The 22148-nt window shown below is 66.7% G+C and carries 26 protein-coding genes; 8 read left to right on the top strand and 18 right to left on the bottom strand.

Annotated elements, in window-relative coordinates; translation table 11 throughout:
* Positions 1–30 precede the first annotated feature (30 nt).
* From NCO8_RS30780 to NCO8_RS21365, 7 genes are all read right to left on the bottom strand, one after another.
* Positions 31–132 (bottom strand): 30S ribosomal protein bS22, encoded by a 102-nt coding sequence (locus NCO8_RS30780; RefSeq protein ID WP_003402602.1) that lies wholly within the window; start codon positions 130–132, stop codon positions 31–33.
* A gap of 259 nt (positions 133–391) precedes the next feature.
* Entirely contained in the window at positions 392–673 is a 282-nt protein-coding gene (locus NCO8_RS21340) for a helix-turn-helix domain-containing protein (protein WP_371851926.1), read from the bottom strand.
* A gap of 144 nt (positions 674–817) precedes the next feature.
* On the bottom strand, positions 818–1636 hold the full coding sequence (gene proC, locus NCO8_RS21345) for a pyrroline-5-carboxylate reductase (RefSeq protein WP_067484911.1): 819 nt from the start codon (positions 1634–1636) through the stop codon (positions 818–820).
* 34 nt (positions 1637–1670) lie between these two features.
* The gene (locus tag NCO8_RS21350) at positions 1671–2534 is read right to left on the bottom strand and encodes a thioesterase family protein (RefSeq protein WP_067641914.1); all 864 of its coding nucleotides are present in this window, start codon (positions 2532–2534) and stop codon (positions 1671–1673) included.
* 81 nt (positions 2535–2615) lie between these two features.
* The gene (locus NCO8_RS21355; protein ID WP_067642101.1) at positions 2616–3473 is read right to left on the bottom strand and encodes a sugar phosphate isomerase/epimerase family protein; all 858 of its coding nucleotides are present in this window, start codon (positions 3471–3473) and stop codon (positions 2616–2618) included.
* A 31-nt stretch (positions 3474–3504) separates the two neighbouring features.
* A complete protein-coding gene (locus tag NCO8_RS21360) occupies positions 3505–5229 on the bottom strand; it encodes an Rv0497 family membrane protein (protein ID WP_067641915.1) in 1725 nt (574 codons plus the stop codon).
* A complete protein-coding gene (locus NCO8_RS21365) occupies positions 5219–6205 on the bottom strand; it encodes a Ppx/GppA family phosphatase (protein WP_067484905.1) in 987 nt (328 codons plus the stop codon). Before NCO8_RS21365 ends, NCO8_RS21360 begins: the two co-directional genes overlap by 11 nt.
* A gap of 66 nt (positions 6206–6271) precedes the next feature.
* On the opposite strand from NCO8_RS21365, the gene NCO8_RS21370 reads away from it, so the two are divergent.
* Together NCO8_RS21370 and NCO8_RS21375 are read left to right on the top strand one after the other, a co-directional pair.
* Positions 6272–7135 (top strand): DUF3109 family protein, encoded by an 864-nt coding sequence (locus NCO8_RS21370; RefSeq protein WP_245655449.1) that lies wholly within the window; start codon positions 6272–6274, stop codon positions 7133–7135.
* A 64-nt stretch (positions 7136–7199) separates the two neighbouring features.
* Positions 7200–7529 carry a hypothetical protein gene (locus NCO8_RS21375; protein WP_067641916.1) on the top strand — a complete coding sequence of 110 codons (330 nt, stop codon included), beginning with the start codon at positions 7200–7202 and terminating at the stop codon, positions 7527–7529.
* A 48-nt stretch (positions 7530–7577) separates the two neighbouring features.
* Here NCO8_RS21375 and NCO8_RS21380 read toward each other — a convergent pair whose 3' ends face one another.
* The 3 genes from NCO8_RS21380 to NCO8_RS21390 form a co-directional block, all read right to left on the bottom strand.
* Positions 7578–8267, bottom strand: a complete 690-nt coding sequence (locus tag NCO8_RS21380) for a winged helix-turn-helix domain-containing protein (RefSeq protein ID WP_067484899.1) — start codon at positions 8265–8267, stop codon at positions 7578–7580.
* On the bottom strand, positions 8264–9502 hold the full coding sequence (locus NCO8_RS21385; protein WP_067484896.1) for a sensor histidine kinase: 1239 nt from the start codon (positions 9500–9502) through the stop codon (positions 8264–8266). The genes NCO8_RS21380 and NCO8_RS21385 overlap by 4 nt, the downstream gene beginning before the upstream one ends.
* A 131-nt stretch (positions 9503–9633) precedes the next feature.
* Positions 9634–10008: a winged helix-turn-helix transcriptional regulator gene (locus NCO8_RS21390; protein ID WP_067641917.1), complete on the bottom strand. Its 375-nt coding sequence runs from the start codon at positions 10006–10008 to the stop codon at positions 9634–9636.
* A gap of 105 nt (positions 10009–10113) precedes the next feature.
* Between NCO8_RS21390 and NCO8_RS21395 the strand changes: the two genes are divergently transcribed.
* Positions 10114–10800, top strand: coding sequence for an NADPH-dependent F420 reductase (locus NCO8_RS21395; protein WP_067641918.1), 687 nt, complete (start codon positions 10114–10116; stop codon positions 10798–10800).
* 30 nt (positions 10801–10830) lie between these two features.
* Here the strand turns inward: NCO8_RS21395 and NCO8_RS21400 are convergent, their stop codons facing one another.
* From NCO8_RS21400 to NCO8_RS21425, 6 genes are all read right to left on the bottom strand, one after another.
* Positions 10831–11586, bottom strand: a complete 756-nt coding sequence (locus tag NCO8_RS21400) for a class I SAM-dependent methyltransferase (protein WP_067642103.1) — start codon at positions 11584–11586, stop codon at positions 10831–10833.
* 15 nt (positions 11587–11601) lie between these two features.
* Positions 11602–11949: a DoxX family protein gene (locus NCO8_RS21405; RefSeq protein ID WP_067641919.1), complete on the bottom strand. Its 348-nt coding sequence runs from the start codon at positions 11947–11949 to the stop codon at positions 11602–11604.
* A gap of 187 nt (positions 11950–12136) precedes the next feature.
* Complete coding sequence (locus NCO8_RS21410) at positions 12137–12841, bottom strand: ESX secretion-associated protein EspG (protein ID WP_067641920.1); 705 nt, start codon at positions 12839–12841, stop codon at positions 12137–12139.
* Positions 12838–14124 carry a hypothetical protein gene (locus tag NCO8_RS21415; RefSeq protein WP_067641921.1) on the bottom strand — a complete coding sequence of 429 codons (1287 nt, stop codon included), beginning with the start codon at positions 14122–14124 and terminating at the stop codon, positions 12838–12840. Before NCO8_RS21415 ends, NCO8_RS21410 begins: the two co-directional genes overlap by 4 nt.
* A 2-nt stretch (positions 14125–14126) precedes the next feature.
* Positions 14127–14759: a DUF3558 domain-containing protein gene (locus NCO8_RS21420; RefSeq protein ID WP_084457350.1), complete on the bottom strand. Its 633-nt coding sequence runs from the start codon at positions 14757–14759 to the stop codon at positions 14127–14129.
* Positions 14759–15121 carry a hypothetical protein gene (locus tag NCO8_RS21425; protein WP_067641923.1) on the bottom strand — a complete coding sequence of 121 codons (363 nt, stop codon included), beginning with the start codon at positions 15119–15121 and terminating at the stop codon, positions 14759–14761. Before NCO8_RS21425 ends, NCO8_RS21420 begins: the two co-directional genes overlap by 1 nt.
* Before the next feature lie 188 nt (positions 15122–15309).
* Here NCO8_RS21425 and NCO8_RS21430 point away from each other — a divergent pair, with 188 nt between their 5' ends.
* From NCO8_RS21430 to NCO8_RS21450, 4 genes are all read left to right on the top strand, one after another.
* Positions 15310–15630: a hypothetical protein gene (locus NCO8_RS21430; protein ID WP_067641924.1), complete on the top strand. Its 321-nt coding sequence runs from the start codon at positions 15310–15312 to the stop codon at positions 15628–15630.
* Between the two features lies 1 nt (position 15631).
* Entirely contained in the window at positions 15632–16681 is a 1050-nt protein-coding gene (locus NCO8_RS21435; RefSeq protein ID WP_157105026.1) for a hypothetical protein, read from the top strand.
* 1005 nt (positions 16682–17686) lie between these two features.
* Positions 17687–18490 carry a hypothetical protein gene (locus NCO8_RS21445; RefSeq protein ID WP_067641927.1) on the top strand — a complete coding sequence of 268 codons (804 nt, stop codon included), beginning with the start codon at positions 17687–17689 and terminating at the stop codon, positions 18488–18490.
* Between the two features lie 18 nt (positions 18491–18508).
* Entirely contained in the window at positions 18509–19033 is a 525-nt protein-coding gene (locus NCO8_RS21450; protein ID WP_067641928.1) for an LpqN/LpqT family lipoprotein, read from the top strand.
* Positions 19034–19102: 69 nt separating this feature from the next.
* On the opposite strand, the gene NCO8_RS21455 is transcribed toward NCO8_RS21450, so the two are convergent.
* On the bottom strand, positions 19103–19840 hold the full coding sequence (locus NCO8_RS21455) for a phosphoglyceromutase (protein WP_067485849.1): 738 nt from the start codon (positions 19838–19840) through the stop codon (positions 19103–19105).
* 17 nt (positions 19841–19857) lie between these two features.
* Positions 19858–20763, bottom strand: coding sequence for an ROK family protein (locus tag NCO8_RS21460; protein WP_067641929.1), 906 nt, complete (start codon positions 20761–20763; stop codon positions 19858–19860).
* Between the two features lie 189 nt (positions 20764–20952).
* Here NCO8_RS21460 and NCO8_RS21465 point away from each other — a divergent pair, with 189 nt between their 5' ends.
* Complete coding sequence (locus tag NCO8_RS21465) at positions 20953–22128, top strand: lipase family protein (RefSeq protein ID WP_084457351.1); 1176 nt, start codon at positions 20953–20955, stop codon at positions 22126–22128.
* Positions 22129–22148: the final 20 nt, after the last annotated feature.

Genomic DNA, 22148 nt, shown 5'->3' on the forward strand with positions numbered 1-22148 from the left:
AAGGTGACGGGCTCTCGCGGGCACGCAGGCTTACTTGCCGAGTTTGCGCCGCTGAACACGTGTGCGGCGAAGCAGCTTACGGTGCTTCTTCTTCGACATACGCTTGCGGCGCTTCTTGATCACAGAACCCATAGGGTTTCCTCGCGTTCTCTCTACTCGGCATGCACACGCGGTGTCGCGTGCGTCGTCTGGTGCCCGCGCCGCCGGGGCGCACCGGACACCACGAAGCGGTGCCACCGGCAGGCGGACACGAACCGATTGTCCATGCTACAGCGCTGTCGGCGGCACGGGTGCCGCGGGTTCTCGGCCCCGAGGCCTCGATCCTTCCCTCCCTGCGGGCACTCCTTCGTCGCACCCTCCGGTCAGTCCAGGATCGAGGCGGCCGAGAACCTTATCCGGCGTCGAAGTACGACGTCTCCAGGTAGTCGTGCACCGCCTTCGCGTGCACCCGGAACGAGCGTCCGACCCGCACCGCGGGCAGTTCACCCGAGTGCACGAGCCGGTACACCGTCATCTTCGACACCCGCATGAGATCGGCGACTTCGGCGACGGTGAGAAACTGTGTGCCACCGCCGATCACCGGTTGCGGAGTGGCACCGACTCGTGGAGCGGGTGACCCCGATCCACCGCCGGACGCCGGTGAATTACTGGACATTCTGTTCGCAGACATCATGGCACCATTGACCTCCGGCACGTCCGCGCCGCCGGCTTCCCCACCGGCGGAACAGACACGCACGTGCTTCTACGAGCTTAGCGGTGCCAGTGGGATTACTGCGACGGGTGTGAGAAATCGGTTATCGCGCCGGGCGCCCGCGTGTCATTCGCTGGACGCGCCCTGTTCCACGGATCGACGCTTGGCGGCCTGCAATGCCTCGATGAAAGTCGACCGAATCGCGCCGCGCTCGAGTTCGCGCAATGCCGCGGCCGTCGTGCCGCCGGGCGAGGTGACCGCCGCGCGCAGATCGACGGCGTTCTGCCCGCTCTCGTCGATGAGCGCGGCCGAGCCGATCATGGTCTGCACGACCAGTTCGGTGGCGATCTCGCGGGTGAGGCCGAGGCCCACACCGGCGTCGATCATGGCCTCGACGACCAGGAAGAAATACGCCGGACCCGACCCGGAGACGGCGGTGACGGCGTCCATCTGCGTTTCCGGCACCGTGACGACCTTGCCGACGGCCTCGAGCATCTCCCCGACCAGTTCCAACTGCTCGGGATCGGCGTAGCGGCCAGGCGCCTGCACGGACATGCCCTGCCCCACCAGCATCGGGGTGTTCGGCATGACCCGGACCACAGGGAACCCGGCCGGTAGCTTCGACTCCAGGTGGCTGGTCGTGATGCCCGCGGCCAGCGAGACCAGCACCTGCTCGCGGCCGCTGTCGAGGTCGGCTTTGGACAGGTCGGCGAGTACCGAGTCGACCACGGTCGGCTTCACCGCGAGGACGACGATGTCCGCCCCTACGACGGCATCGGAGGTCGATGCGCTGACCCGCACCTTGAACCGCTCGGCCAGCTGCGCGGCGCGGGGGGCGTGCGTCTCGACGACGACCAGATCCTTGGGCGCCCGACCGGCTTCCAGCAATCCGGCGACCAGCGCCTCACCGATCCGCCCACCACCGACAACAGCAATTCTCGTCATGCGGCCAAGGTTAGTGGTGGTGTGGCCGCGATTGTTACTTGGCGGGGATCAGGGCCAGTTGGCGGCTCTGGGCGACCACCGCACCGGTGGAGTCGAGGACCAGTTGGTCCTCGTCGAACATGCGCTCGCCGACTTCGCGGGAGGTGGCGATGACGCGCAGCCAGCCGGGTGCCGGGACGCGACGCAGGTAGGTGGTCATCTGGACCGTCGGCGACCAGCCGAAGTGGCCGAGGTTCATCGGCACCGGCGGGCTCATGTCGGCGGCCATCATCGCGAAGGCGGCGCGGGCCAGGGGGTCGGCTTCGTCGCCGTCGAAGGGGCGGATCCACAGTCGCAGCCGGGGATCGCCGGTCTCACCGCGCAGGAATTCGCCCCAGGTGGGATCGAGCAGGACGTGCGCGCCCTGGCTGACGTGCACGATCTTGCCCATCGGCGAGTCCGGGGTGTACCGGAGCGCGGTGTCGGTGGGTTCGGCCGGCATGTCGGTGTCGGGGCCACTCCAGCGGGTGGCGGTGGCGTCGAGGTGGCCGAAGGTGAACGCGGTGCGCACCAGGGTGCGGTCGTTCTGGATCAGTTCGGCGTCGACCAGGCAGATCTGGCGACCCTTCTTGCGGATGTGCACCGCGTACTCGACCTTGCCCGGATCGGGGGCGCCGAGGAAGTCGGAGCTGGCCGCGATGGGCGCCATGCGGGCGTAGGAGGCGTCGGCCTCGGTGAGCCATCGGGTCGCCGCGGCGGCGCTGGCGGCCACCATGGTGCCGCCGTGCACCTTGGGGCCGATGGTCCAGGTGGGCTCGATGACACCGGCGTAGCGGCCGGTTTCGGCATCGGTGGTGGTGAGCTCGGTCAGGTCGATGACCTGACTGAACGGCGCGTCGGTCGCGAGTTCTCGCGTCATCGTCACTCCTGGTCGCGGTGCACTTTCGTACAGCGTACAAGCACGGTGCCGCTCGGCATATTCCCGAGTTCGCCGCGATGGTTACGGCAGGTCGGCGTGGCGGGGCTGCGGGTCGGGCGTGGCGCCCGTGAGGTGACGGCGCGCGAATTCGAGCGTGCGCGCCAGCAGGGCCGAACGGGCTGCCGTGGTCCGCGCGTTCTGGGTGTTGATCTCGGCGACGGCGTGACCGCGAAAACCCGTGTCCACCAGGTATTCACACAGTTGCGCGCACGGCTGGGTGCCGTCGCCGGGGACCAGGTGCTCGTCGTGGGCGGCGCCGCGCCCGTCGGCCAGATGCAGATGCACCAGGCCCTCGCCCATCCGCCGGGCCAGCTCGAGAGCGTCGGTTCCCGCCGTCGCGGTGTGCGACAGGTCGAGGGTGTAGTGGTCGAAACCGGTATCGGTCGGGTCGCAGGACGGGCTGAACGCGCTCACCGCGCGCCCTGGCCCCGCGCGACGTTCCAGCCTGCGCACGGCGCCCTCACGGAACAGGGTGTCGGCCCGCATCGGGAACATGTTCTCCACCGCCACCTTCACCGGGTGGTGCGCCTCGAGTTCACCGACCTGTTCGGCGAAACCCCTGGCGTAGCGGCGCTGCCAACGAAACGGCGGATGCACGACCACGGTGTCGGCACCGAGCGCCTCGGCCGCGCGCACACTGCGTTCCAGCTTCGCCACGGGGTCCGCGCCCCAGACCCGTTGGGAGATCAGCAGACACGGCGCGTGCACCGCGAGCACCCGCACGCCGTAGCGCTTGGCATAGGACTGCACGGTGTCGATGTTCTGGCTGGCCGGTTCGGCCCACACCATCAATTCGATTCCGTCGTAACCCAATTCGGCGGCATAGCGGAACGCCGCCTGGGTGTTCTCCGGATAAACCGACGCCGTCGACAGCCCGATCTCGATGTTCCCCACGGCCCACTCCCTGTATTCAGCTGGTACTGAGGAGGAAGGCTAGCGGTCCGAGCGTCACGAAGACGCCGACGATGACGGCGATCACCGTGCTGAAGATGTCGTCGGTGCGGCGCAGCACCCGAACCAGCGCGACCAGACCGAGGATCACCACCATCGCGAGGGCGAGCGCCACCCAGGGCAGCGTCTCCCACATCGTCTCGAAACCCTTGAACAGCAACATGCCCGCAACGGCCGCACCGGCGCTCTGCGCGCCGAGCATCATCCACTCGCGGCGATGATCGTCGGCGGGCGCCTTGGCCGTGAACCGGGAGATCCGGCCACCCGCCGCCGACCGGTTGCGTGACGACGCGACCCGGCTCTTGGCACGGGATCTCGCGCGGCCCGCCACCTTGGCCGCGGCGGCCTTGGTCGCGGCCCGCCTGCTCGCCCGGCTCGGTTTCGGCTCGGGCTCGTAGTCGTCGTCCTCGTACTCGTCGTAGTCGCCGTAGTCGGTGTCGGAGTAGTCGTTGTCGGCGTAATCGCGGTCGGTGTAGTCGGATTCGGCGTAGTCGTCGGTCGCCGGTTCGACGCCGCCGAGGCGATACACCTCGGTGCGCGCGTCGGCGGTGGCGTCGATCTCGGCGCGCTGACGCAGCAGATCGGCCGCCACCGAGTCACCGGCGAGCAGCGGCTGTTCCTGACTGATCGGCGACCACGCCGCCGTCGGGACACCGGCGCTTTCGGGCGCCGGATCCTGCGCGGGGCGATGCCTGCGGGCCGACCACGACGGCAGACCGCCACCCTTGCCCGCATCACGCCTGCGCTCGAGCGACGGGTGCGGGTCGGCGGGGGCCTCGGGTGCGGGGCTGTAGGCCTGCGTCGGCTGGGGGTAACCGTTCGGCGCCGGATACCCGCTGTCCCTGCCGTTGAAAGCCTGCGGCTCGTAGGCGGGCGGTTCATAGGGCGTCGGCTCGACGCTCGGGTGGTTCTCGAATCCGAGATCCGGGAAGGCGTTGAAGCCGGGGGTCTGGCCGGGACGACCCATGAACGCGCGCGGCGCGTCGATCCCCGACTCGTGCAGCGAGGCCGCGTACCCGCTCGCGGCGGGCGGTTCGGCGGCTTCCTCCGCGGCCTCGGCGGCGCGGCGGCGCGCGGCCCGGCCACCGGTGACCGGCGGTGCGGGTGGTGCGGGTGCCGGGTACTCGGGTTCGTCGTCGGCCTTGCGGCGACGGCCACCGCCGACGGCGGGCAACGCACCGGAACCGAACATCTCGGCGATACCGGGGTCGACGGGTTGCGTCGTCCCGCCGGGCACACCGAGCCTGCCGTTCTGGCGCGTGTCGCGGGCTTCGGCGCGGAAGGGACCGAACGGATCGGAGCCGGATCGGGACGCGGTGGGCGCAAGGGGGTCCGCGGTCGGATCGAGGCGGGTGATCGGGCCGGAGATCGGTGAGTACGCCGGTTCGGCGGGGCCGGGCGGCGGATACGGCGCGGGCTGTTGGCTCGCGGGCGGTTCGTAGCTCGGTGGTTCGTAGCTGGGTGGTTCGTAGCTGGGCGGTTCGGCCGGTGTCTCGGTGGGCGCGGCGTGTGAGCGGCCACCCGTCCGGACCACCGCGTTCTCACCGGTCAGGTCGGTGACCGAGACCCCACGACCGCTGCGGCGCCGCCTGCCGCCACCGGAGGACGGCGGCGACCCGCCCTGCGCACCGTTGCGCGCGAGCAGTTCGGCTACCGAGAGCTGTTTGGAATCCTCACCACTCATGCTGTCTCCCTACCGGTTCCACCGGCGGCATCGCCACCGGGCCACCCCCGTTGGGTTCGGTATCGAGTTTGCGCAGGATCAGCCCTTCGCGCAGCGCCCAAGGGCAGATCTCGATGCTGTCGAGCGATAACGCCCGCATACTCGCCTCCGCGACCAAAGCCCCGGCCACCAATTGCTGGGACCGGTCCGAACTCACACCTTCCAGTTCCGCACGATCCGAGGCGGTCATCCGGGAGATGAACGCGATCAGCTGGCGCAGACCGGAGCTGGTCAGTGTACGGCGCACCCGCGGACCCGCGGCCGAGGGTGCCGCTCCCGTGAGCCTGGCCAGCGAGCGGAACGTCTTCGACGTGCCGACGGCGAGGTCGGGTTTTCCCGCTTCGATCAGGGTCTTGGACGGGACGACGAGTTCGGCCTCCAGCCAGTCGCGCAGGACCGCGATCTTGCGCTTGCCCGGCGGATCGTCGCCTAACCACTCCCTGGTCAACCTGCCCGCGCCGAGCTGCAGCGACAGCGCGACATCAGGCTCCTCGTCGCCGCCGTTGGACATCTCGAGCGAGCCGCCGCCGATGTCGAGGTTGAGGATGCGCCCGGCGCTCCAGCCGAACCAGCGGCGCACCGCGAGGAACGTCAGCCGCGCCTCGTCCTCGCCGGAAAGCACCCGCAGATCGACCCCCGTGCTCGCCCGCACCCGGGTGAGCACTTCCTCGGAATTGGTGGCCTCACGCAGGGCGGACGTGGCGAACGGCATCAGTTCCACGCACTTGGCCTTGCGGGCCAGATCGGCGAATTCGGTGATGGTCGTGATGAGCCGCGCCTCGCCCGCCTCGGTGATCCGACCGTCGCCGTCCATGTTCTCCGACAGGCGCAATGCCGCCTTCGAGGAGCTCATGGGCATCGGGTGTCCACCACGATGCGCGTCCACCACCAGCAGGTGAACGGTATTGCTTCCGACATCGAGAACACCTAGCCGCACTCCGAATACGGTACTTGGTGATCCGGGAGTACAGGGCAGGCGACTGAACTGTTAGCGTCAGAACTTGTGACCGAAGGCGAAGGCCCCATCGCGCAGACCGGGCTCCGACCTGGGCGGAAGATCGATCCGGCCCCGGAAGTCGAGCTGGATTTCCCGCGCGAGTGGATCGAGTTCACCGACCCAGCAAACGACGAGCACCAGATCGTCGCCGACCTCACCTGGCTGCTGTCGCGCTGGTCCTGCGTGTTCGGCACCCCCGCCTGCCAGGGGATCATCGCCGATCGTCCCGACGACGGGTGCTGTTCGCACGGCGCGTTCCTCGCCGACAAGGACGACCGCAAGCGCCTCGCGAGTGCTGTGAAACAGCTCACACCGCAGGACTGGCAGCTGATGGGCGAGGCCACCGAGAAGGGCAAAGTCGTCAAGAAGGGTTACCTCGAGCTCGACGAACTCGAGGACGAACCCGCCCTGCGCACCCGCCGTTTCGACGGTGCCTGCATCTTCCTCAACCGCCCCGGTTTCGCCGCGGGCGCAGGCTGCGCACTGCACATCATGGCCGTGCGCAAGGGCATCGAGCCGCTCGAGATGAAGCCGGACGTGTGCTGGCAGCTGCCGATCCGGCGCACCCAGGACTGGGTGGAGCGCCCCGACGGCGAGCAGATCCTGCGCACGGTCGTCACCGAGTACGACCGCCGCGGCTGGGGTCCCGGCGGCCTCGATCTCGACTGGTACTGCACCGGCTCCCCCGACGCCCACGTCGGCGCGAAACCGGTCTGGCAGTCCTACGCCCCCGAACTGCGCGAACTCCTCGGCGCCCCCGCCTACGAGGAACTGGCCAAGCTGTGCCGCCGCCGCGAGGGCCTCGGCCTGATCGCCGTGCACCCCGCCACGGTCGAAGCCGAACGCCTCCACGGCACGCATCCCGCCTGAGCCGGGGGTCCGGTTCACCTGCCCGCAATCGCCGCGTCATCGAGGTCGGGTTGGATCGCTGCTCATGTCCAAGAAAGCGCTCTACCTCGCGACCCTGACGATCGGCGCCACCCTGTCCATGACCGGCCTCGCCCACGCCGAGCCGAACGGTGACCCGACCAAGTACGCCGACTTCACCTCGAGCTTCGTGAGCTACACCGACCCCGCGGCCATCGACGCGGCGAAGAACGGCAAGTACATCATCGCCAGCACCCAGGGCACCTCGACCACCATCGCCTGCCGCGGCAACGGCGCCGACGTGGAGATCTACGACTGCATGCAGGAAGACGCCTACGGCTGGGTTCCGCTGAAGAAGATGGACACCCCGCTGGGCGTCGTGTGGAGCGCCATCTGACACGCACGACGAAACCCGGCATCGCCTCGGATGCCGGGTTCTCGTCGGTCAGGCCTCGAGTTTGTAGCCCAGCCCGCGCACGGTCACCAGGTGTTCCGGCTTCGCCGGGTCGGCCTCGATCTTCGAGCGCAACCGCTTGACGTGCACGTCGAGGGTCTTCGTGTCGCCTACGTAGTCCGCGCCCCACACCCGGTCGATCAGCTGCCCACGGGTCAGCACGCGGCCCGAGTTGCGCAGCAGGTATTCGAGCAGGTCGAACTCCTTGAGCGGCAGCGTGACCTGTCCGCCGTTGACGTGCACCGTGTGCCGGTCCACATCCATCCGCACCGGCCCGGCCTCGAGCACGCCGTTCTCACTGCCGGAATCCAGCTCGTCCCCCGCTCCACGCCGCAGCACGGCGCGGATGCGGGCGATGAGCTCGCGCGCCGAGTACGGCTTGGTGACGTAGTCGTCGGCGCCGAGCTCGAGCCCGACCACCTTGTCGATCTCGCTGTCACGCGCGGTCACCATGATGACCGGCACGCCGCTGCGGGTCCGCAGCTGTTTGCACACGTCGGTGCCGCTCATGCCGGGGAGCATGAGGTCGAGCAGGACGATATCGGCGCCGGAGCGGTCGAATTCGGCCAGCGCGGAGGGCCCGTCACCGGCGATGGTGACGTCGAAGCCTTCCTTGCGCAGCAGGAACGCCAGCGGATCGGCCAGCGACTCCTCGTCTTCGACGATCAACACACTCGTCATCTGCGTGCCTCCACACCGTTCGTTCGTCCAGCGGGATTGCGCTGGGCGATGGTTTCTCTCGTGGCGAGCTCGGGCGTCTGCCCCGCGTCCTCGTCCCCATCGGTTTCCAGATGGGCGGGGATGCGCAGGGTGAACGTCGAGCCGGTGCCCAGTTTGCTCCACAGGGTGATCTCACCGTTGTGGTTGGCCGCCACGTGTTTGACGATGGCCAGGCCGAGCCCGGTACCGCCGGTCGAGCGGGAGCGGGCCTTGTCGGAGCGGAAGAACCGCTCGAACACCCGTTCCTGGTCTTCTTTCGCGATGCCGATGCCGCGGTCGGTGACGGCCATCGCGACGTGATCGCCGCGCAGCGACCGGCTCACCGACACGTGCGAACCCTGCGGCGAGTACGCGATGGCGTTCTCCACCAGGTTCGACAGCGCGGTGACCAGCAGCGTTTCGTCACCGAGCACTTCCAGCCCGCTCGGCCGGTCGGTGCTGACGGTGATGCCCGCGGCTTCGGCGGCGGTGCGCGAGCGGTCGACGGCCTGCTGCACCACGGTGTCGACGTCGACAACGGCCAGGTCGGGCAGTTTCTCCGCGCCCTGCAGCCGCGACAGCGCGATCAGTTCGGTGACCATCTTCCCGAGGCGCCGGGATTCGGCGAGCACGCGGGAACCGAAGTGCCGCACCGCGTCGGGGTCGTCGGCGGATTCGAGCATGGCCTCGGCGAGCAGGCTCATCGCGCCGACCGGCGTCTTGAGTTCGTGGCTGACATTGGCGACGAAATCGCGCCTGGTCGCCTCCATGCGCGCCTGCTCGGAGTCGTCGTCGGCGAACAGCACGACGAAACTGGTCTCCTCGCGCGAGAGTTTGCGTGCGATGCCGCGCACCGCGATGCGGCCGCGCCCGGGTAACGGGTTCTTCGCGGTGAGGTCGAACTCGGCGGATTCACCGGTGGCGAGGACCTTCTCGACCGCCGACCAGGCGCGTTCGTCGAGGAGCCGGTTGCGGACCAGGCCGAGTTCCTCGGCGCGCGGGTTCACCAGCACCACGTCGCGGTATTCGTCGACCACGGCGATGCCGCTCTCGGAGGCGAGCACGATGAGGTCGAGCACCTGCGACATGGTGAGCCCGGTGTCCTCCTGGGTCCGTGCCGCCTGCCTGGCATTGACGTAGGGGATCAGCAGGCCCCCGACTGCCAGTCCGACGACAGCCGCGAGGACTGCCAACAGCACGGCCTGCGGAACGCTCACGTTATTGATCGTACGAGTGCACACCGACTTCCCGGCGCGGGGTGGGGTGAAGTTTCGCGCAGGTCACGGGCACTTGGGGTGGTGTTCGTCCGCCGTTCACCCAGCGGGCACCCAGTGGGCCGCCGGGCGTGTCAGACGTCGGTTCCGCCGTACAGCGCGGCACTCACCTCGGCCCCGTGCGCGTCGACCCATGCACCGAGCGCATGAATCGGGACGAGCAGATCGCGACCGGATTCGGTGAGTTCGTATTCCACCCGGGGCGGCGCTTCGGCGTACCGACGCCTGCGTACGAGCGTCATCCGCTCCATCCGCCGCAGGCTCTGCGTCAGCATCTTCTGGCTGATGCCGCCGATGCCCGCGAGAAGTTCGCTGTGACGTTGCGGACCATCCCTGAGCATGTACACCACCACCGGCAACCACCGGTTGCCGAATAGATCAACGCCGAGCCTGGCCGGGCAGTCGGCCTCGAATTCACCGTAGGGAGCGAATCGGATCGGCTCAGTCATGTGTCCAGTCTGGCAGCGTGGTCAGGCACCCGGAGGTGCCTGTCGCAATCCCTAGCGTCTGTTGGGCCGGTGCCACTCGGGCACCGACGGACCACGGGAGTTGTCATGCGAATCGGAATCATCGGGGCAGGGTCGATGGCGGCCGCGCTCGGCGGCGGCTGGGCCCGTGTCGGCCACGAGTTGCTCATCGGCGCCCGCTCGGCCCGCTCGGCACGCGACCTCGCCGACACCATCAACGCCGGCACGGAACCCGCCCGACACCGGGTCGGTGCGGCCACGATCGCCGAGGCGATGGACTTCGCGGAGGTGGTGCTGCTCGCGGTTCCGGTAGCCGCGCTGACCGAGCTGCTCGACGAGCACGGCGAGCGGTTGGCCGACCGTGTCGTCATCGATTGCACGAATGCGTTCCAGCCCGACGAGTCGGCGCCCGACGGCGCGACCGCCTTCGTCCTCAGCGAACCGGCGGTAGCCGAGCGGATCGCGTCCCGCGCCTCGCGTGCCCGAGTGGTCAAGGCCTTCAATCTGCTCGCCGCCGAGGTGTGGGCGGGCGAGGACCGCGTCTTCGACGGTGTTCGACTGGCAGTCCCGTTCTGCGGCGACGACGAGACAGCGATGCGAATCGTTGCCGATCTGGCGGAAGACCTCGCGCTGCAACCATTCCCCGCAGGCGGTCTACATCGCGCCAGGTACCTCGAGGCAACGGCGGTCTTCACGGTCGGTCTCTGGTTCGCCGGACTGGACGCCCGCGCCGCCTTACCTCCGCTGACTGCCGCTTTCGCCGTCGCCGATTGATGAACGGCCTGTCGCCCACCCGGATCGTTGTCAGGGTTTGGTCGCCTCGATCAGGGTCCGGCTGGAGTGTGCGATGAAGGGCCCTTCCCGCCGGATCTGTTCGTGCAACTCGCGCAGCCGGTCGCGGTAGGTCTCGACCGTGAAACCGGGGACCATCCAGATCACTTTGCGCAGGAAGTAGACGACGGCACCGATGTCGCCGAATTCCATGCGGAGACGTTCGGTGCGCTGGTCGACGATCCGCAATCCGGCCGCGTGCGCGGCGGCGGCTTCGTCGTCGGGGTGACGCGCCCGGCGGGCCTGCGGTTGCGGTCCGAGGAAGTATTCGACAAGTTCGAACGCACTCGCAGGGCCAACGTGCTGAGCCAGATAGGTGCCGCCCGGTGCCAGCACGCGGGCGATCTCGTCCCACCACACGGTGGCCGGATGGCGGGCGGTGACCAGATCGAAAGCGTTGTCGGCGAACGGAAGAGGCGGCTCGTCCGGTGTGGCGACAACGACGACGCCCCGCGGGTGGAGCAGCGCGGTGGCCGCGGCGACGTTCGGCGGCCACGATTCGGTGGCGACCATGGTCGGCGGAAACCGGTCGACCCCGGCCAGTACTTCCCCACCGCCGGTCTGCACATCCAGCGCCGCGGTCACCGTCGGCAGCCGAGCACCGAGCAACCGCTGATATCCCCAGGACGGACGTTCCTCGCTGGCCCGGCCGGCGAGCCAGGAGAAGTCCCAGCCGGCCACCGATACCGAGTCGGCTTCCTCGATCAACTCCTCGAACGTCCGCATGATCTTCACCCTGCCAGGTCAGGCCGCGAAACCGAGTCCCAACGCCACCGCGACAGGCACCAGATACAACACCGGAAACGCCACCGTCTTGTACGACCGCGCCCGCAAAACCGTCACCACCGCACCGGTGAAATAAAGGATCAGCCCGACGCCCGCGGCCACCCCGACCACCGGCACCCACAACCCCACCACCAACCCGATCGCCCCCGCCGCCTTCGCCACCCCCAACGGCGTCCACCAACTCTCCGGCACCCCGTAGTCCACCAGCGGATCCACAACGAACGCAGCCCGCCGCAACAACGAGAATGCCGAGAACCCGACCCACAGGGCGGCAACAACGGTAACGACAACGTAGGCAGTTTCCATGACTCGACTCCTTGCCCTGCCGCGCTTTTCGCGGCGTTCACAGAGTCGACGACACAGCCACAGACAGTGTGACATCGCCTCATCGCAGGCGAGACCGCGGTTGTACCGAGAGGTCACTACGCCGTCACTGCACTGACCGACGATCAGGATTCGACCGGCGAGCGCGGCCGACGATATTGCGCCTGTGTCAGCCGGTATGCACACCGATCGAGGCAGCAGCCTCGATCGCGTCGATCACACGCTGCTTGCCGGCCGGTTCGATGTGCAGGTCCTGGTACCGGCGGTAAGAGAGATAACGGCCGTCATCGGACACGTCGAGCCAGGTGAGGTACGAGGTGGGACCAGGCCGGCCCGACTGCAATCCGGTTCTGATTTCGATCCGCCCTCCTGCCGCCCGTTTCGCCTCGGTGAGCCGATGCATGCGGGCGGCGACGGAATCCGGTGGGCGCTGCCAGGATTCGAAATGTGTGGCCAGCCGGTCGACATCCTCGACCAGGTGGCCGACCTGTCCAGCGGGCTGGTCGCCGAGGAAGGCGGCGAACGCACGGTTGACCAGACCCGCACTGCCGGAGAACACCTCGACGCTGTGATCCTCGTATTGGCGAATCACGACCCCTCGGTCCCCGGTCCGCGCACCGTAGGCGCGCAGTGGTGGGCCGATTTCGCTAAAGAGCGCCAGTGCCGTCTCGGGCCGCGCGGCGTGCCGGAATACCGCGCTCAGGTCCAGATCAGCACCAGCGGGCCAGCGTTGCGCGGCGGCCGCGGCAAGCTGCTCGTACGCGCTTTCCGTCGTGGCGGCCGAATATACGGTGAGCGGGAACGGATAACGATCGTCGCCCGTCTCCCGCAACCACACATGCGCGAATTCGTCGGGGGTGAACATCCAGCTCATGCGTTTCCGGACTCCTGTTCCGGCAGGCGGGTCGCCGGGGCGTCGGCGCCGATGGCCTGGGGCACCGCATGCTGCTCGTCACCCAGCAGTTCGGGTTGAACACCACGCAGGTAGTCGGGCGCTTTGTGCTCGTCCTCGTCGTCCTTGCCGCCACCACGCGCGCCCGGCGCACCCATCATTCCCGGACTCATCCCGCGCCCACTGGATCCCGCCGCACCCGAAGAACCTGCGGCGCCGGGATTTTGGCCGGCAACCACCGGGCCGCGACCAGCCAAGGCACCACCCGGTGTCGGTGTGCCGCTACCCGGCGTCGAACCGCCCGCTGACCCGCCTCCTGGCGAACCACCACCCGGTGAACTACCACCTGGCGATCCGGTACCCGGCGAACCAGCGCCAGGGGTCGTCGAGGATGGCGTGGTCGAGGATGGATCGGTACTCGCCGGATTGGTCGTGCTGTTCTGCCCTTGCGAGTCGTCGGTACCGCTGCTGTCGTCGTCATCCGTACCGGCACTGGATGTTTCGTCGTCCGTGGTCGTACCGGGCTGGTTCGGGTCCTCGGTGGTCGCGGTGTCGCCCGCATCGCCCGGCCCGGTGTCACCGCCACCGGCACCACCATTGTTCGATCCGCCACCGCCGGAGCCAGGATCACTCGTTCCGTCGCCCGGTTGGCTCGGCGCAACGAAGGCGGGCACGGATTCACCAGCCGGACCATAGGTGGGTTTGTAGGTCGAATTCATCGCCGCGATCGCCTGCAACCGCCGGTCTTCCTTCTCCCGCTCCACAGTGCCAGCCTCACCCGGAACAGCCAGTTCGGTCAGCGACACAGGGATCGTCGACCCGACACCCGCGCCAGCCTCCTTTGAAATCGGCGGTGGCACAGCTACTTTCACAGCCTCTGCACCGTAAGCCGCGGCCTTCACCCGATGTCCGACCACCGACAGCACCGTATACACGTCGGTGGCCTCGGTGATGAACCGTCGTCCCGCCGCTTCTCCCGCCGAAGCGAACTGCCCCTCCAAACTCGAGGTCGCCCGCGCCGTTGAAATCATCAACGCGGTCACCGCACCCGAGATCTCCGCGAACATATTGACCCAACTGTCGCCGAGTTGCTGCATCTTCCCCGGCTCCATCGCCTGCACGCCGTTGAAGATATCTTCGTGTGAAAGATTTTCGTACACTTCGAATTCCGAGATGTACTTCGGATCGACGCCACCGTGGCTCAGCGATTGCTGCTGCTCCTCCGCGCCCAGCTGCTGTTGCGTCCCACCCGCCGAAACAGCCATCGTCAGTTCTCCTTACCGATGGATTTCTCCACTACCGAAGCGGTTTCCATGATGTTGGTGCAGGGGTCGAGGTTCTGCTTCTTGCCCAGGCTTAGCACCAGCGATCCGACAATGACGACACCGGCCTTGGTCTCGACATGCACTTGGCACGCGTCTTCGCCTCCCGGCTGGTTACGCACCAGTCCTGCTCGGCGTCCATTCACGGTCGTTGCCTCGAGCCAAGCACCGTTCTTCTGGAGATTCTCGTCCCAAGTGATGTTGCCGGAGTCCACATTCAGCGACATCGTGTTGTCCACGTTGCGGAAAATGCATGTCAAGAATGTGTATTCGGCAACCAGATCTGGGCCTCGCCGTCGCGACTCGGACCGAAAGCCCGTGGACTCGATTTCGGCTGCACCGATCCACGTGCAGGGATCGAAGACCACCTTCGGCCGACCCGATGTCTGCGTGTACTTGTTGTCTTGCGCCGGGGGCTGCAGCTTTGCGTCGGTCAGTGTTGGTCGCGCGTGTGGCGTCGAACTAACCGAACCGTCGTGTTCTGCAGTCTCCGGAACCGCAGTACCGCTCGACGAACTACACGCCGACCCGGCCAAGGCAAACAGGACGCAAGCCCCAATTAATGCTGATTTCACCATTATGCCCGCTCAGCTATCGCTCTCATCGCATCCGAATTGAGCTGGTCCACCTCGGCGAGCACTCCGGCAGCCTGCAGGTATCCCTCCGCCATACCTCGAGCTGCGGTCGCCATCTCTCCGAGAACTTTCTTTGCCTCGCCCGCTTTATCAGAGAAACCCTTCTGCAGCTGCCCAGCGGACTCCAGCGACCCGAAACCGGTGACGCCGCGCATAACCTCGGCATCCTCGGTCCATCGGTCACACATCGCCGCGAACCGCAGGTAGCTGGCTGCCACCTCCCGAGCAGCATCCGGCTCCATCCGCAACTGCCCCGACGACGAAGCGTTCCACAACTGCGCCGCAGCATCCCCACCGATTGCCACAGACCCCTCCCCACATCCGGCCGGTCGCACGCAGTCTAACGCCCGCCTGGACCGTCCGACATCACCGCGATCTCCACTGTTCGTCACCGCGGCTCGAGACCAGGCTGAGAATCCGGATGGAACCATCTGCTGTTAGCTTGCGTCCAAGAGGTGTGTGAAGGTTCTGCAGAAAATGGGGGAGGCGGTTCATGGCGCTCGAAGTCAGTCCTGACAGCTTGCGACAAGCCGCCGCAGCCCTCGCTCTCCTCCCCAACGACATCGAAAATGCGAAGAAGCTCGGGGCGGCACCGGTGGCCGCAGCGCTCCGGGGGTCAGCGGTCGGTTCTGCTCTCGGCGGCTCCGACTCCCGCAGCAAGACGGCGAAAGACGTGCTGAAGGCGCGATTCAATCATCTGTCGGGCCTGATGGCCCTGTCGGCGAACAAATACGAGGGCACCGACGCGGATGCGGCACGGCGCCTTGCCGCTGTTGCCGACTTGAACTCCGGCAACGCCCACGAGGGGAAGTGACATGGCCCCACCTGCTGACGTCCTCACCTGGGATCTTTCGCACCTGCCTGCCGTGGCGACCAGCGCGGGCGAAATCGCCGACGCCATCGTGGCTGCGGCCGGCACCATGCACAACACGATCCACAACGGCTTGATCTGGAAGGGCGATGCGAAAACGGCCGCCGAAGACAAAGCCGACGAGGAACAGACCCAGATGCGCGCTATCGCGGTCGCCTACGACGACCTGGAGGCCGCATGCAACGGCGCCTACCAAGCCATGAATCAACCTCTGGCCGACATCAAAACCATTTACCAGAATTACGTGACCGGGAAGGTATCGGTCACCGACGACTGGAGCGTCCACGGAGTCGACGACTGGAACTCCGAAGCGGGTATCCAGTTGGCCCGGCTACCTGGACTTGCGTCAGCCCTGATGACCGCCGATGCCACGTGGGGTCAGAAGCTCGCTGATGCGAACAGCGAGCTCGACCGAATGGCGCCCGCGTCGGCATTGGCCGCTACGGCTGCAGCGATCACCGCGATCAAGAACGAAGATCCTTCGGCTATCCCCGATTCCATCGCCGCATCCCCCGCGTCGCATTGGGCACCGGACAAAGAAGCGATGACCGCTGCCGCGATTGCCGGAGCGATGACCGAAGGTACGCGTATGGGTCTCGAGTCCGCAGCGAAGGACGCTGCGGACAAAGGGGTGTTGAAATGGGTCGAGAACTGGGGCAAGTGGGGCCAGGACGGTAAGTGGACGAGCGGTATCGGCAGGCTCGGCATTGTCGGCAACGTCATCGGTACCGTGCCCGCCATTGCGAACGACATCAACGGCGGTATGGATCCGACCGAGGCGATCGTCAGCGAATCCGCGGGCACAGCAGCTGGAATGGCAGTCGGAACAATGGCGGGGACTGCGGTCGGCTCGTGGGCGACCGGCGCGCTCACTGGAGCCGCGGTCGGATCAGTGGTACCCGGCGCCGGTACCGCCGTGGGGTTTGTGGTCGGCGCTGGAGTGGGTGCACTGACCGCTTGGGGTGTTTCCAAATCGATTCAGAAGTTCTGGTAGCACGGTGACTGATTATCCCGAACTGCCTCGCCTTCAGATTTCGGAACGTTACCGAAATCATCGCCCTATCGCGATGGCGGCATTCCTGATACTTATGGCGATCGGATTCGCGCTGTTGAGCGCGACTTGGGCTGTGATTGTGATACGGGAATGGACCGAACAGCCCATGATCGTAGTCGTTGGTCATGTAGGCCTAGCCGTCGCCGCGGCTGGAATCACGGCAATGTTCTCGAGCATCGCCGCCGTTCCCTATCGATCAGCGCACTTGGGCACCCGCCGAGTGGTGGTACAAACAAGCGATCCGACCAGGGGGACCGGGGTCGAACTGCTTCAGTCCACAATGTTCACTCCGCTCACTCTGATATTCATCGGTTTCTTCCTCTATGGACAGTGCGCTTGGTGGGCGTGGCGTGGGGGAACTAGCGAATCCTTGCTCCCGATGTCTCGAGACAACAGCGTCGGGGCGACCCTGGCACTTCTCATATCTTTGGCATTGCTCGCATGCCTGGTACTCATGATCCTTGCCAAACGATGGCGTGTGGCCTACCAGCTGTACCCATCCGGAGTCCTGAGACAGACAACCCTGCCGGGGTCTACCAAATCGCGATTTATACCGTGGGAATCGATCTCCGGGATACGCGGCGATGAACGTTACATTTCACCATACCTTCGCTCGGCCTCATTGATCGTCGCCGAGCTCCTCGATTCAGCACCGAACACCGACCACGCACTTTTCGACCGCCCGGGCGAGTTCGGCATCCCCGCATACCTACTGGAATGTGACTCCAACCTACTTCTCGCCGTCATGAGCGAGCTCGCGAAGAATCCGAGTTCTCGAGAACTTCTCATGCATCCCCGAGCAGCGGATTGGTTCACCCATAATTACCATGGCGAGGCGTAGCCATGCGCGAAAACACTTCCGCCCATTCAAGGTCGCCGGTCGTACTCATCCATCGACAGTGGCACGAACGAGCGTCACGGGGCGTCATTGTCTTCACAACGATCATGATGCTCGCACTGCTAGCTGCCGCGTCGGTTTGGCTGGTGATTGCGATCCGAGGCGACGGCAGCAACAACGTCATGACAATCGTCGGGCACATTGGGGCGATTGCCCTATTTCTGGGCGCCGCGGGACTGTTCGGTGCCAGATTGCTGACGATGTTCCCACATGCGGCCGCAATGATGATCCCTCCGACAGGTCGAAATGTCGACGCGGAATGGGGATCGGGGATCCACCTACGGCAAGAATCCAGTCTGCTGTCACTGGAACTGACCCTCGCCGGTTGCGGCCTCTTCGGCTTCGCAGCCTGGTGGGACTGGCATGCAGGCGGCACAGACGGCTTACTTCCGTTCTCCCGCAACAACAGCGGCGGCGCGATCGGCGCACTGGTGTTCTCGATCGTAACCGTTACCGCACTCCTCCTGATGATTTTCGCGCGGTTCGCACGAATTCGATGGGAATTGTACCCGGCAGGAATAATCTGCCGGATGCCTATGCGTGGAACCTCGCGGATCAACTGGTCGGCCATTTCGAACATTCGCGGCGATGTGTGCAAACTCTCGGCTCAATACGATAAGGCGCCGGTCGTCCTGGCGACCTTGGCAGACACCTCCCGACCGGCGAAGCACAAATTGTTCGACAGAGTCGGTGAATTAGGAATTCCGGCTTGCATTCTTCGATGCGATTCAGATCTTCTGCTGGCGCTGATGAAACATCTCCTGGACGAGCCGGAGTCGCGACAGCTTCTCGCGACCGAGGCCGCGACGGAGTGGTTCACCCTGCGTTATCACCAACTGCCGAACGACTGACGCAATCAGGAGCACAGCATGAACCAGAGCCTTGCCGAATATCTCCATGGACGCGAGATCCGAATCATCCCGGTACACACCGACACCATCGGAGCGCCGGATATCCGTGTTGTTCCACCGGAGGGCTGGCTCGAGATCGGCCAGGATGCGATGCCAGGCGCCTACGCGGCGTGGGCGAATCCGTCGGCCGATGGAGGCGGGTGGGCGGACAACGTCCTGGTCATGGTCGGCCGGCTCACCGAACGAGTCGATTCTTCAGAGTTGATGGACTGCGCGTTCGTCGACTCCCGGCGGCTGCCGAGCTGGATCGAGCAATCGGCCGAATTCGTGGACTGCGACGGATATCGGGCGGCCACCATCTCGGGTCTCTATACCGGCGGTGAGCTGCGCGTCCGCACCAGAACGCAATATCTGCTGATCGATGTTCTCGACCACGACTATCTGGTGCAGTACACCGCTACCGTCGCCGCAGACTCGGCCGCCTGGGACATCATCGACCTTCCGTCACCCTTGTCGGTGGTGTGGCCACCGCGCGGCTGCTGAGGCCTGCACCCGCAGGAGCGACCCGGTGCCGCACCGTGCGAACGATGCGGCACCGGCTCGATGGAACGACTACTTCCCGCCCTGGTTGGCCACGGCGGCCGCGCCGGCGGCGGCGGCCTCGGGGTCGAGGTATTCGGCCGGCTTGACCGGGCGCAGGTTTTCGTCGAGTTCGTAGCGCAGGGGGATGCCGGTGGGGATGTTGAGGCCGGAGATGTCCTCGTCGGAGATGCCGTCGAGGTGCTTCACCAGGGCGCGCAGGGAGTTGCCGTGGGCTGCCACCAGGACGGTTTTGCCGGTGAGCAGTTCCTTGGAGATGGTGTTCTCCCAGTACGGGATCATGCGGGCGACAACGTCTTTGAGGCATTCGGTCTTGGGGACCTCGATGCCCGCGTAGCGGGGGTCGCCTTCCTGGCTGTACTCGTTGTCGTCGGCGATGGGCGGGGGCGGGGTGTCGTAGCTGCGCCGCCACAGCATGAACTGGTCCTGGCCGTACTGTTCGCGGACCTGCTCCTTGTTCTTGCCCTGCAGGTCGCCGTAGTGGCGTTCGTTGAGGCGCCAGTCGCGGATGACGGGGATCCAGAGGCGGTCGGCCGCGTCGAGCGCGTTGTTGGCGGTGCTGATCGCGCGGCGCAGCAGCGAGGTGTAGACGATGTCGGGCAGCACGTCGTGCTCGGCGAGCAGCTCGCCTGCCCGCTTGCCCTCGGCGATGCCCTTGTCGGTCAGGTGCACATCCACCCAGCCGGTGAACAAGTTGAGGGCATTCCATTCGCTCTCGCCGTGGCGCAGCAGCACGAGGGTGTAGGTCATGAGGTCATTCTGGCATTTCACCCGCGCTCGGCCCACGCCACCTCGTCGATGGCGAGCACGCCCGCGCCGACCAGGGTGGCGCCCTCGGGCAGGGTCGAGAGTGAAACGGTTAGGGCGTCGATGAATTCGAGCCCGGCGTGCCGGTCGACAGCGGCGCGCAACGGTCCCCACAGCGGTTCGCCGGAGTCGGCGAAGCCGCCACCGATCACCACGCGGTCCACGTCGAGCAGGGCCGCGGCCGAACAGACGGCCCGACCGAGAGCGGTCCCGGCCCGTGCCATCGCGGCGACGGCGACGGGCTCGCCGTCGTGGGCGGCCTGCGCGAGTTCGATCCCCGTCGCCCCGGTCCAGCCCTGCGCACGAGCCCAGCGCACGGTCGACATCCCACCGGCAACCGCTTCGACGCAACCGAAACCGCCACAGGCACAGGGCGTTTCATCACCGGGCACGATGATGTGGCCGATGTGGCCCGCATTGCCGGTTCGCCCCCGCAGCACCCGCCCGTCGGCGAGCACCCCGCCGCCGACCCCCGAAGACACCGTCAACGCCAACCCGTTGTCGAGCCCGCGCAACCCGCCGACCCGGTGTTCGGCGAGCACGAGGCACGCGCCGTCGATCGCGAACCGCACGGCCGCACCGGGGAACACCGAGCGCACCCGCTCGACGATGGGGAACCCGTCGCGCCACCGGGGAAAGTTCAACGGTCGCGTCACCCCGGCGGGCACGTCGACGGGTCCGGCCGACCCGATGCCGACCGCGCGAACCTCGTTGTCCCCCGCCACAGCGAGCAGTAACTCCCGACACACCGCCCACGGATCCTCGACGGCCACGGCCGCGCGCCGCACCGAATGCACCGTGTAGTCCGGATCAACCACTCCTACAGCGAATTTCGTCGCTCCGATGTCGAGCGCGAGGACGACCATCGCCCACTCCTGTCTGTTCGGCCCGTACGGGGTTGATCAGCCACGACCCGGCCGGCGATGTGAACGCTCACAAAAATGTGGCGGTGGACACTTTGACTAGTGGTTGCTCCACACCGCCGGTTTTCGTTGGATACTTCGTCCGGGTCGGGTGATTCCGTTGGGCTGCGTTACTGATGATGAAGGAAAGTTGTGTCGAAATTAGTAGTACTGGTGTTGAGCCTGCTCTCGGTAGGCCTCCTCGCCGCTCCCGCGGCTGCGAATCCGCTGTATCCGACGCCCGATCCTGACCCGTTCTTCACCGCACCGGCCGACATCGCCGAGCTGGCTCCCGGCGACGTGGTCCGCACTCGCCGCATCGACACGATGCTCTATCCCGGCACCGAGGGCTGGCAGGTCGCGTTCCGCTCCACCAACTCGGCGGGCAACGCGATCATGGGCGTCACCACGGTCTTCATGCCGATCGGGGTGAAGAGCCCGCCGCTGGTCTCCTACCAGGCGCTGATCAACTCCATCGGCACCCGGTGCAACCCGTCGAAGTCGCTGTTCAACGGTGAGCTGCAGGACGCACCGGGCGCGATGCTGCCGATCGGTCGCGGCTGGGCGGTTTCGGTGCCCGACTACCTCGGCCCGACCGTCGCCTACGGTGCGGCGCGGATGAGCGGCATGGTGACCCTCGACAGCGTGCGGGCGGTGCAGAAGGTCACCGAACTGGGTCTCGGCGGCTCGCCGGTGGCGCTGGCCGGGTACTCCGGTGGCGGCATGGCCACCGCGTGGGCCGGTGCGCTGCAGCCGGAGTACGCGCCCGAACTGAAGCTGGCCGCGGTCGTCGCCGGCGGTATCCCGAGCGACCTCGAACTGATGGCCGACGCCCTCGGTTTCGCACCGCACCCCGGTTTCGGCCTGGCCTTCGCGGCCGCCATGGGCATCGAGCGCGAGTACCCGGATCGGGTGCCGGTGTCGGATCAGCTCAACGAGACCGGCCTGTGGTTCCGCGAGTTCACCAAGGACGCCTGCCGTCGCTTCCTGCTCTTCCACGGCATCTTCCGCAACGCCGAGCAGATGGCCGCGTCGAAGGAACTGCTGTCGAGCCAGGTGGCGCGTGGTGTGCTGCGCGAGAACAGCATCGTGCACTACGAGGGTGCGCCGACCGCGCCGACCTACATCTGGCAGGGCCGCTACGACACCCTCACCCCGTACGGCCCGGTGGCCGACACCGTGTCGCACTGGTGCGGTGCGGGCGCGCCCGTGAAGCTGGCGACCTACGACATCGCCGAGCACATGACCGCGGCCGTGGCCGGTTTCGTCGACGCGTGGAGCTACGTGGAGTCCCGCTTCCGTGACGAACCGGTGCCCACCACCTGCTGAGAACCCGAACGCGGGTGCCG

Source organism: Nocardia coubleae NBRC 108252 (genome assembly GCF_001612805.1).
GTDB classification, from domain to species: domain Bacteria; phylum Actinomycetota; class Actinomycetes; order Mycobacteriales; family Mycobacteriaceae; genus Nocardia; species Nocardia coubleae.

Coding starts and splice junctions, on each gene's coding strand:
- NCO8_RS30780 (WP_003402602.1), bottom strand. CDS start 132: ATGGGTTCTGTGATCAAGAAGCGCCGCAAGCGTATGTCGAAGAAGAAG.
- NCO8_RS21340 (WP_371851926.1), bottom strand. CDS start 673: ATGATGTCTGCGAACAGAATGTCCAGTAATTCACCGGCGTCCGGCGGT.
- proC (WP_067484911.1), bottom strand. CDS start 1,636: ATGACGAGAATTGCTGTTGTCGGTGGTGGGCGGATCGGTGAGGCGCTG.
- NCO8_RS21350 (WP_067641914.1), bottom strand. CDS start 2,534: ATGACGCGAGAACTCGCGACCGACGCGCCGTTCAGTCAGGTCATCGAC.
- NCO8_RS21360 (WP_067641915.1), bottom strand. CDS start 5,229: ATGAGTGGTGAGGATTCCAAACAGCTCTCGGTAGCCGAACTGCTCGCG.
- NCO8_RS21375 (WP_067641916.1), top strand. CDS start 7,200: ATGTCCAAGAAAGCGCTCTACCTCGCGACCCTGACGATCGGCGCCACC.
- NCO8_RS21380 (WP_067484899.1), bottom strand. CDS start 8,267: ATGACGAGTGTGTTGATCGTCGAAGACGAGGAGTCGCTGGCCGATCCG.
- NCO8_RS21390 (WP_067641917.1), bottom strand. CDS start 10,008: ATGACTGAGCCGATCCGATTCGCTCCCTACGGTGAATTCGAGGCCGAC.
- NCO8_RS21395 (WP_067641918.1), top strand. CDS start 10,114: ATGCGAATCGGAATCATCGGGGCAGGGTCGATGGCGGCCGCGCTCGGC.
- NCO8_RS21405 (WP_067641919.1), bottom strand. CDS start 11,949: ATGGAAACTGCCTACGTTGTCGTTACCGTTGTTGCCGCCCTGTGGGTC.
- NCO8_RS21410 (WP_067641920.1), bottom strand. CDS start 12,841: ATGAGCTGGATGTTCACCCCCGACGAATTCGCGCATGTGTGGTTGCGG.
- NCO8_RS21415 (WP_067641921.1), bottom strand. CDS start 14,124: ATGGCTGTTTCGGCGGGTGGGACGCAACAGCAGCTGGGCGCGGAGGAG.
- NCO8_RS21420 (WP_084457350.1), bottom strand. CDS start 14,759: ATGGTGAAATCAGCATTAATTGGGGCTTGCGTCCTGTTTGCCTTGGCC.
- NCO8_RS21430 (WP_067641924.1), top strand. CDS start 15,310: ATGGCGCTCGAAGTCAGTCCTGACAGCTTGCGACAAGCCGCCGCAGCC.
- NCO8_RS21435 (WP_157105026.1), top strand. CDS start 15,632: ATGGCCCCACCTGCTGACGTCCTCACCTGGGATCTTTCGCACCTGCCT.
- NCO8_RS21445 (WP_067641927.1), top strand. CDS start 17,687: ATGATGCTCGCACTGCTAGCTGCCGCGTCGGTTTGGCTGGTGATTGCG.
- NCO8_RS21450 (WP_067641928.1), top strand. CDS start 18,509: ATGAACCAGAGCCTTGCCGAATATCTCCATGGACGCGAGATCCGAATC.
- NCO8_RS21455 (WP_067485849.1), bottom strand. CDS start 19,840: ATGACCTACACCCTCGTGCTGCTGCGCCACGGCGAGAGCGAATGGAAT.
- NCO8_RS21460 (WP_067641929.1), bottom strand. CDS start 20,763: ATGGTCGTCCTCGCGCTCGACATCGGAGCGACGAAATTCGCTGTAGGA.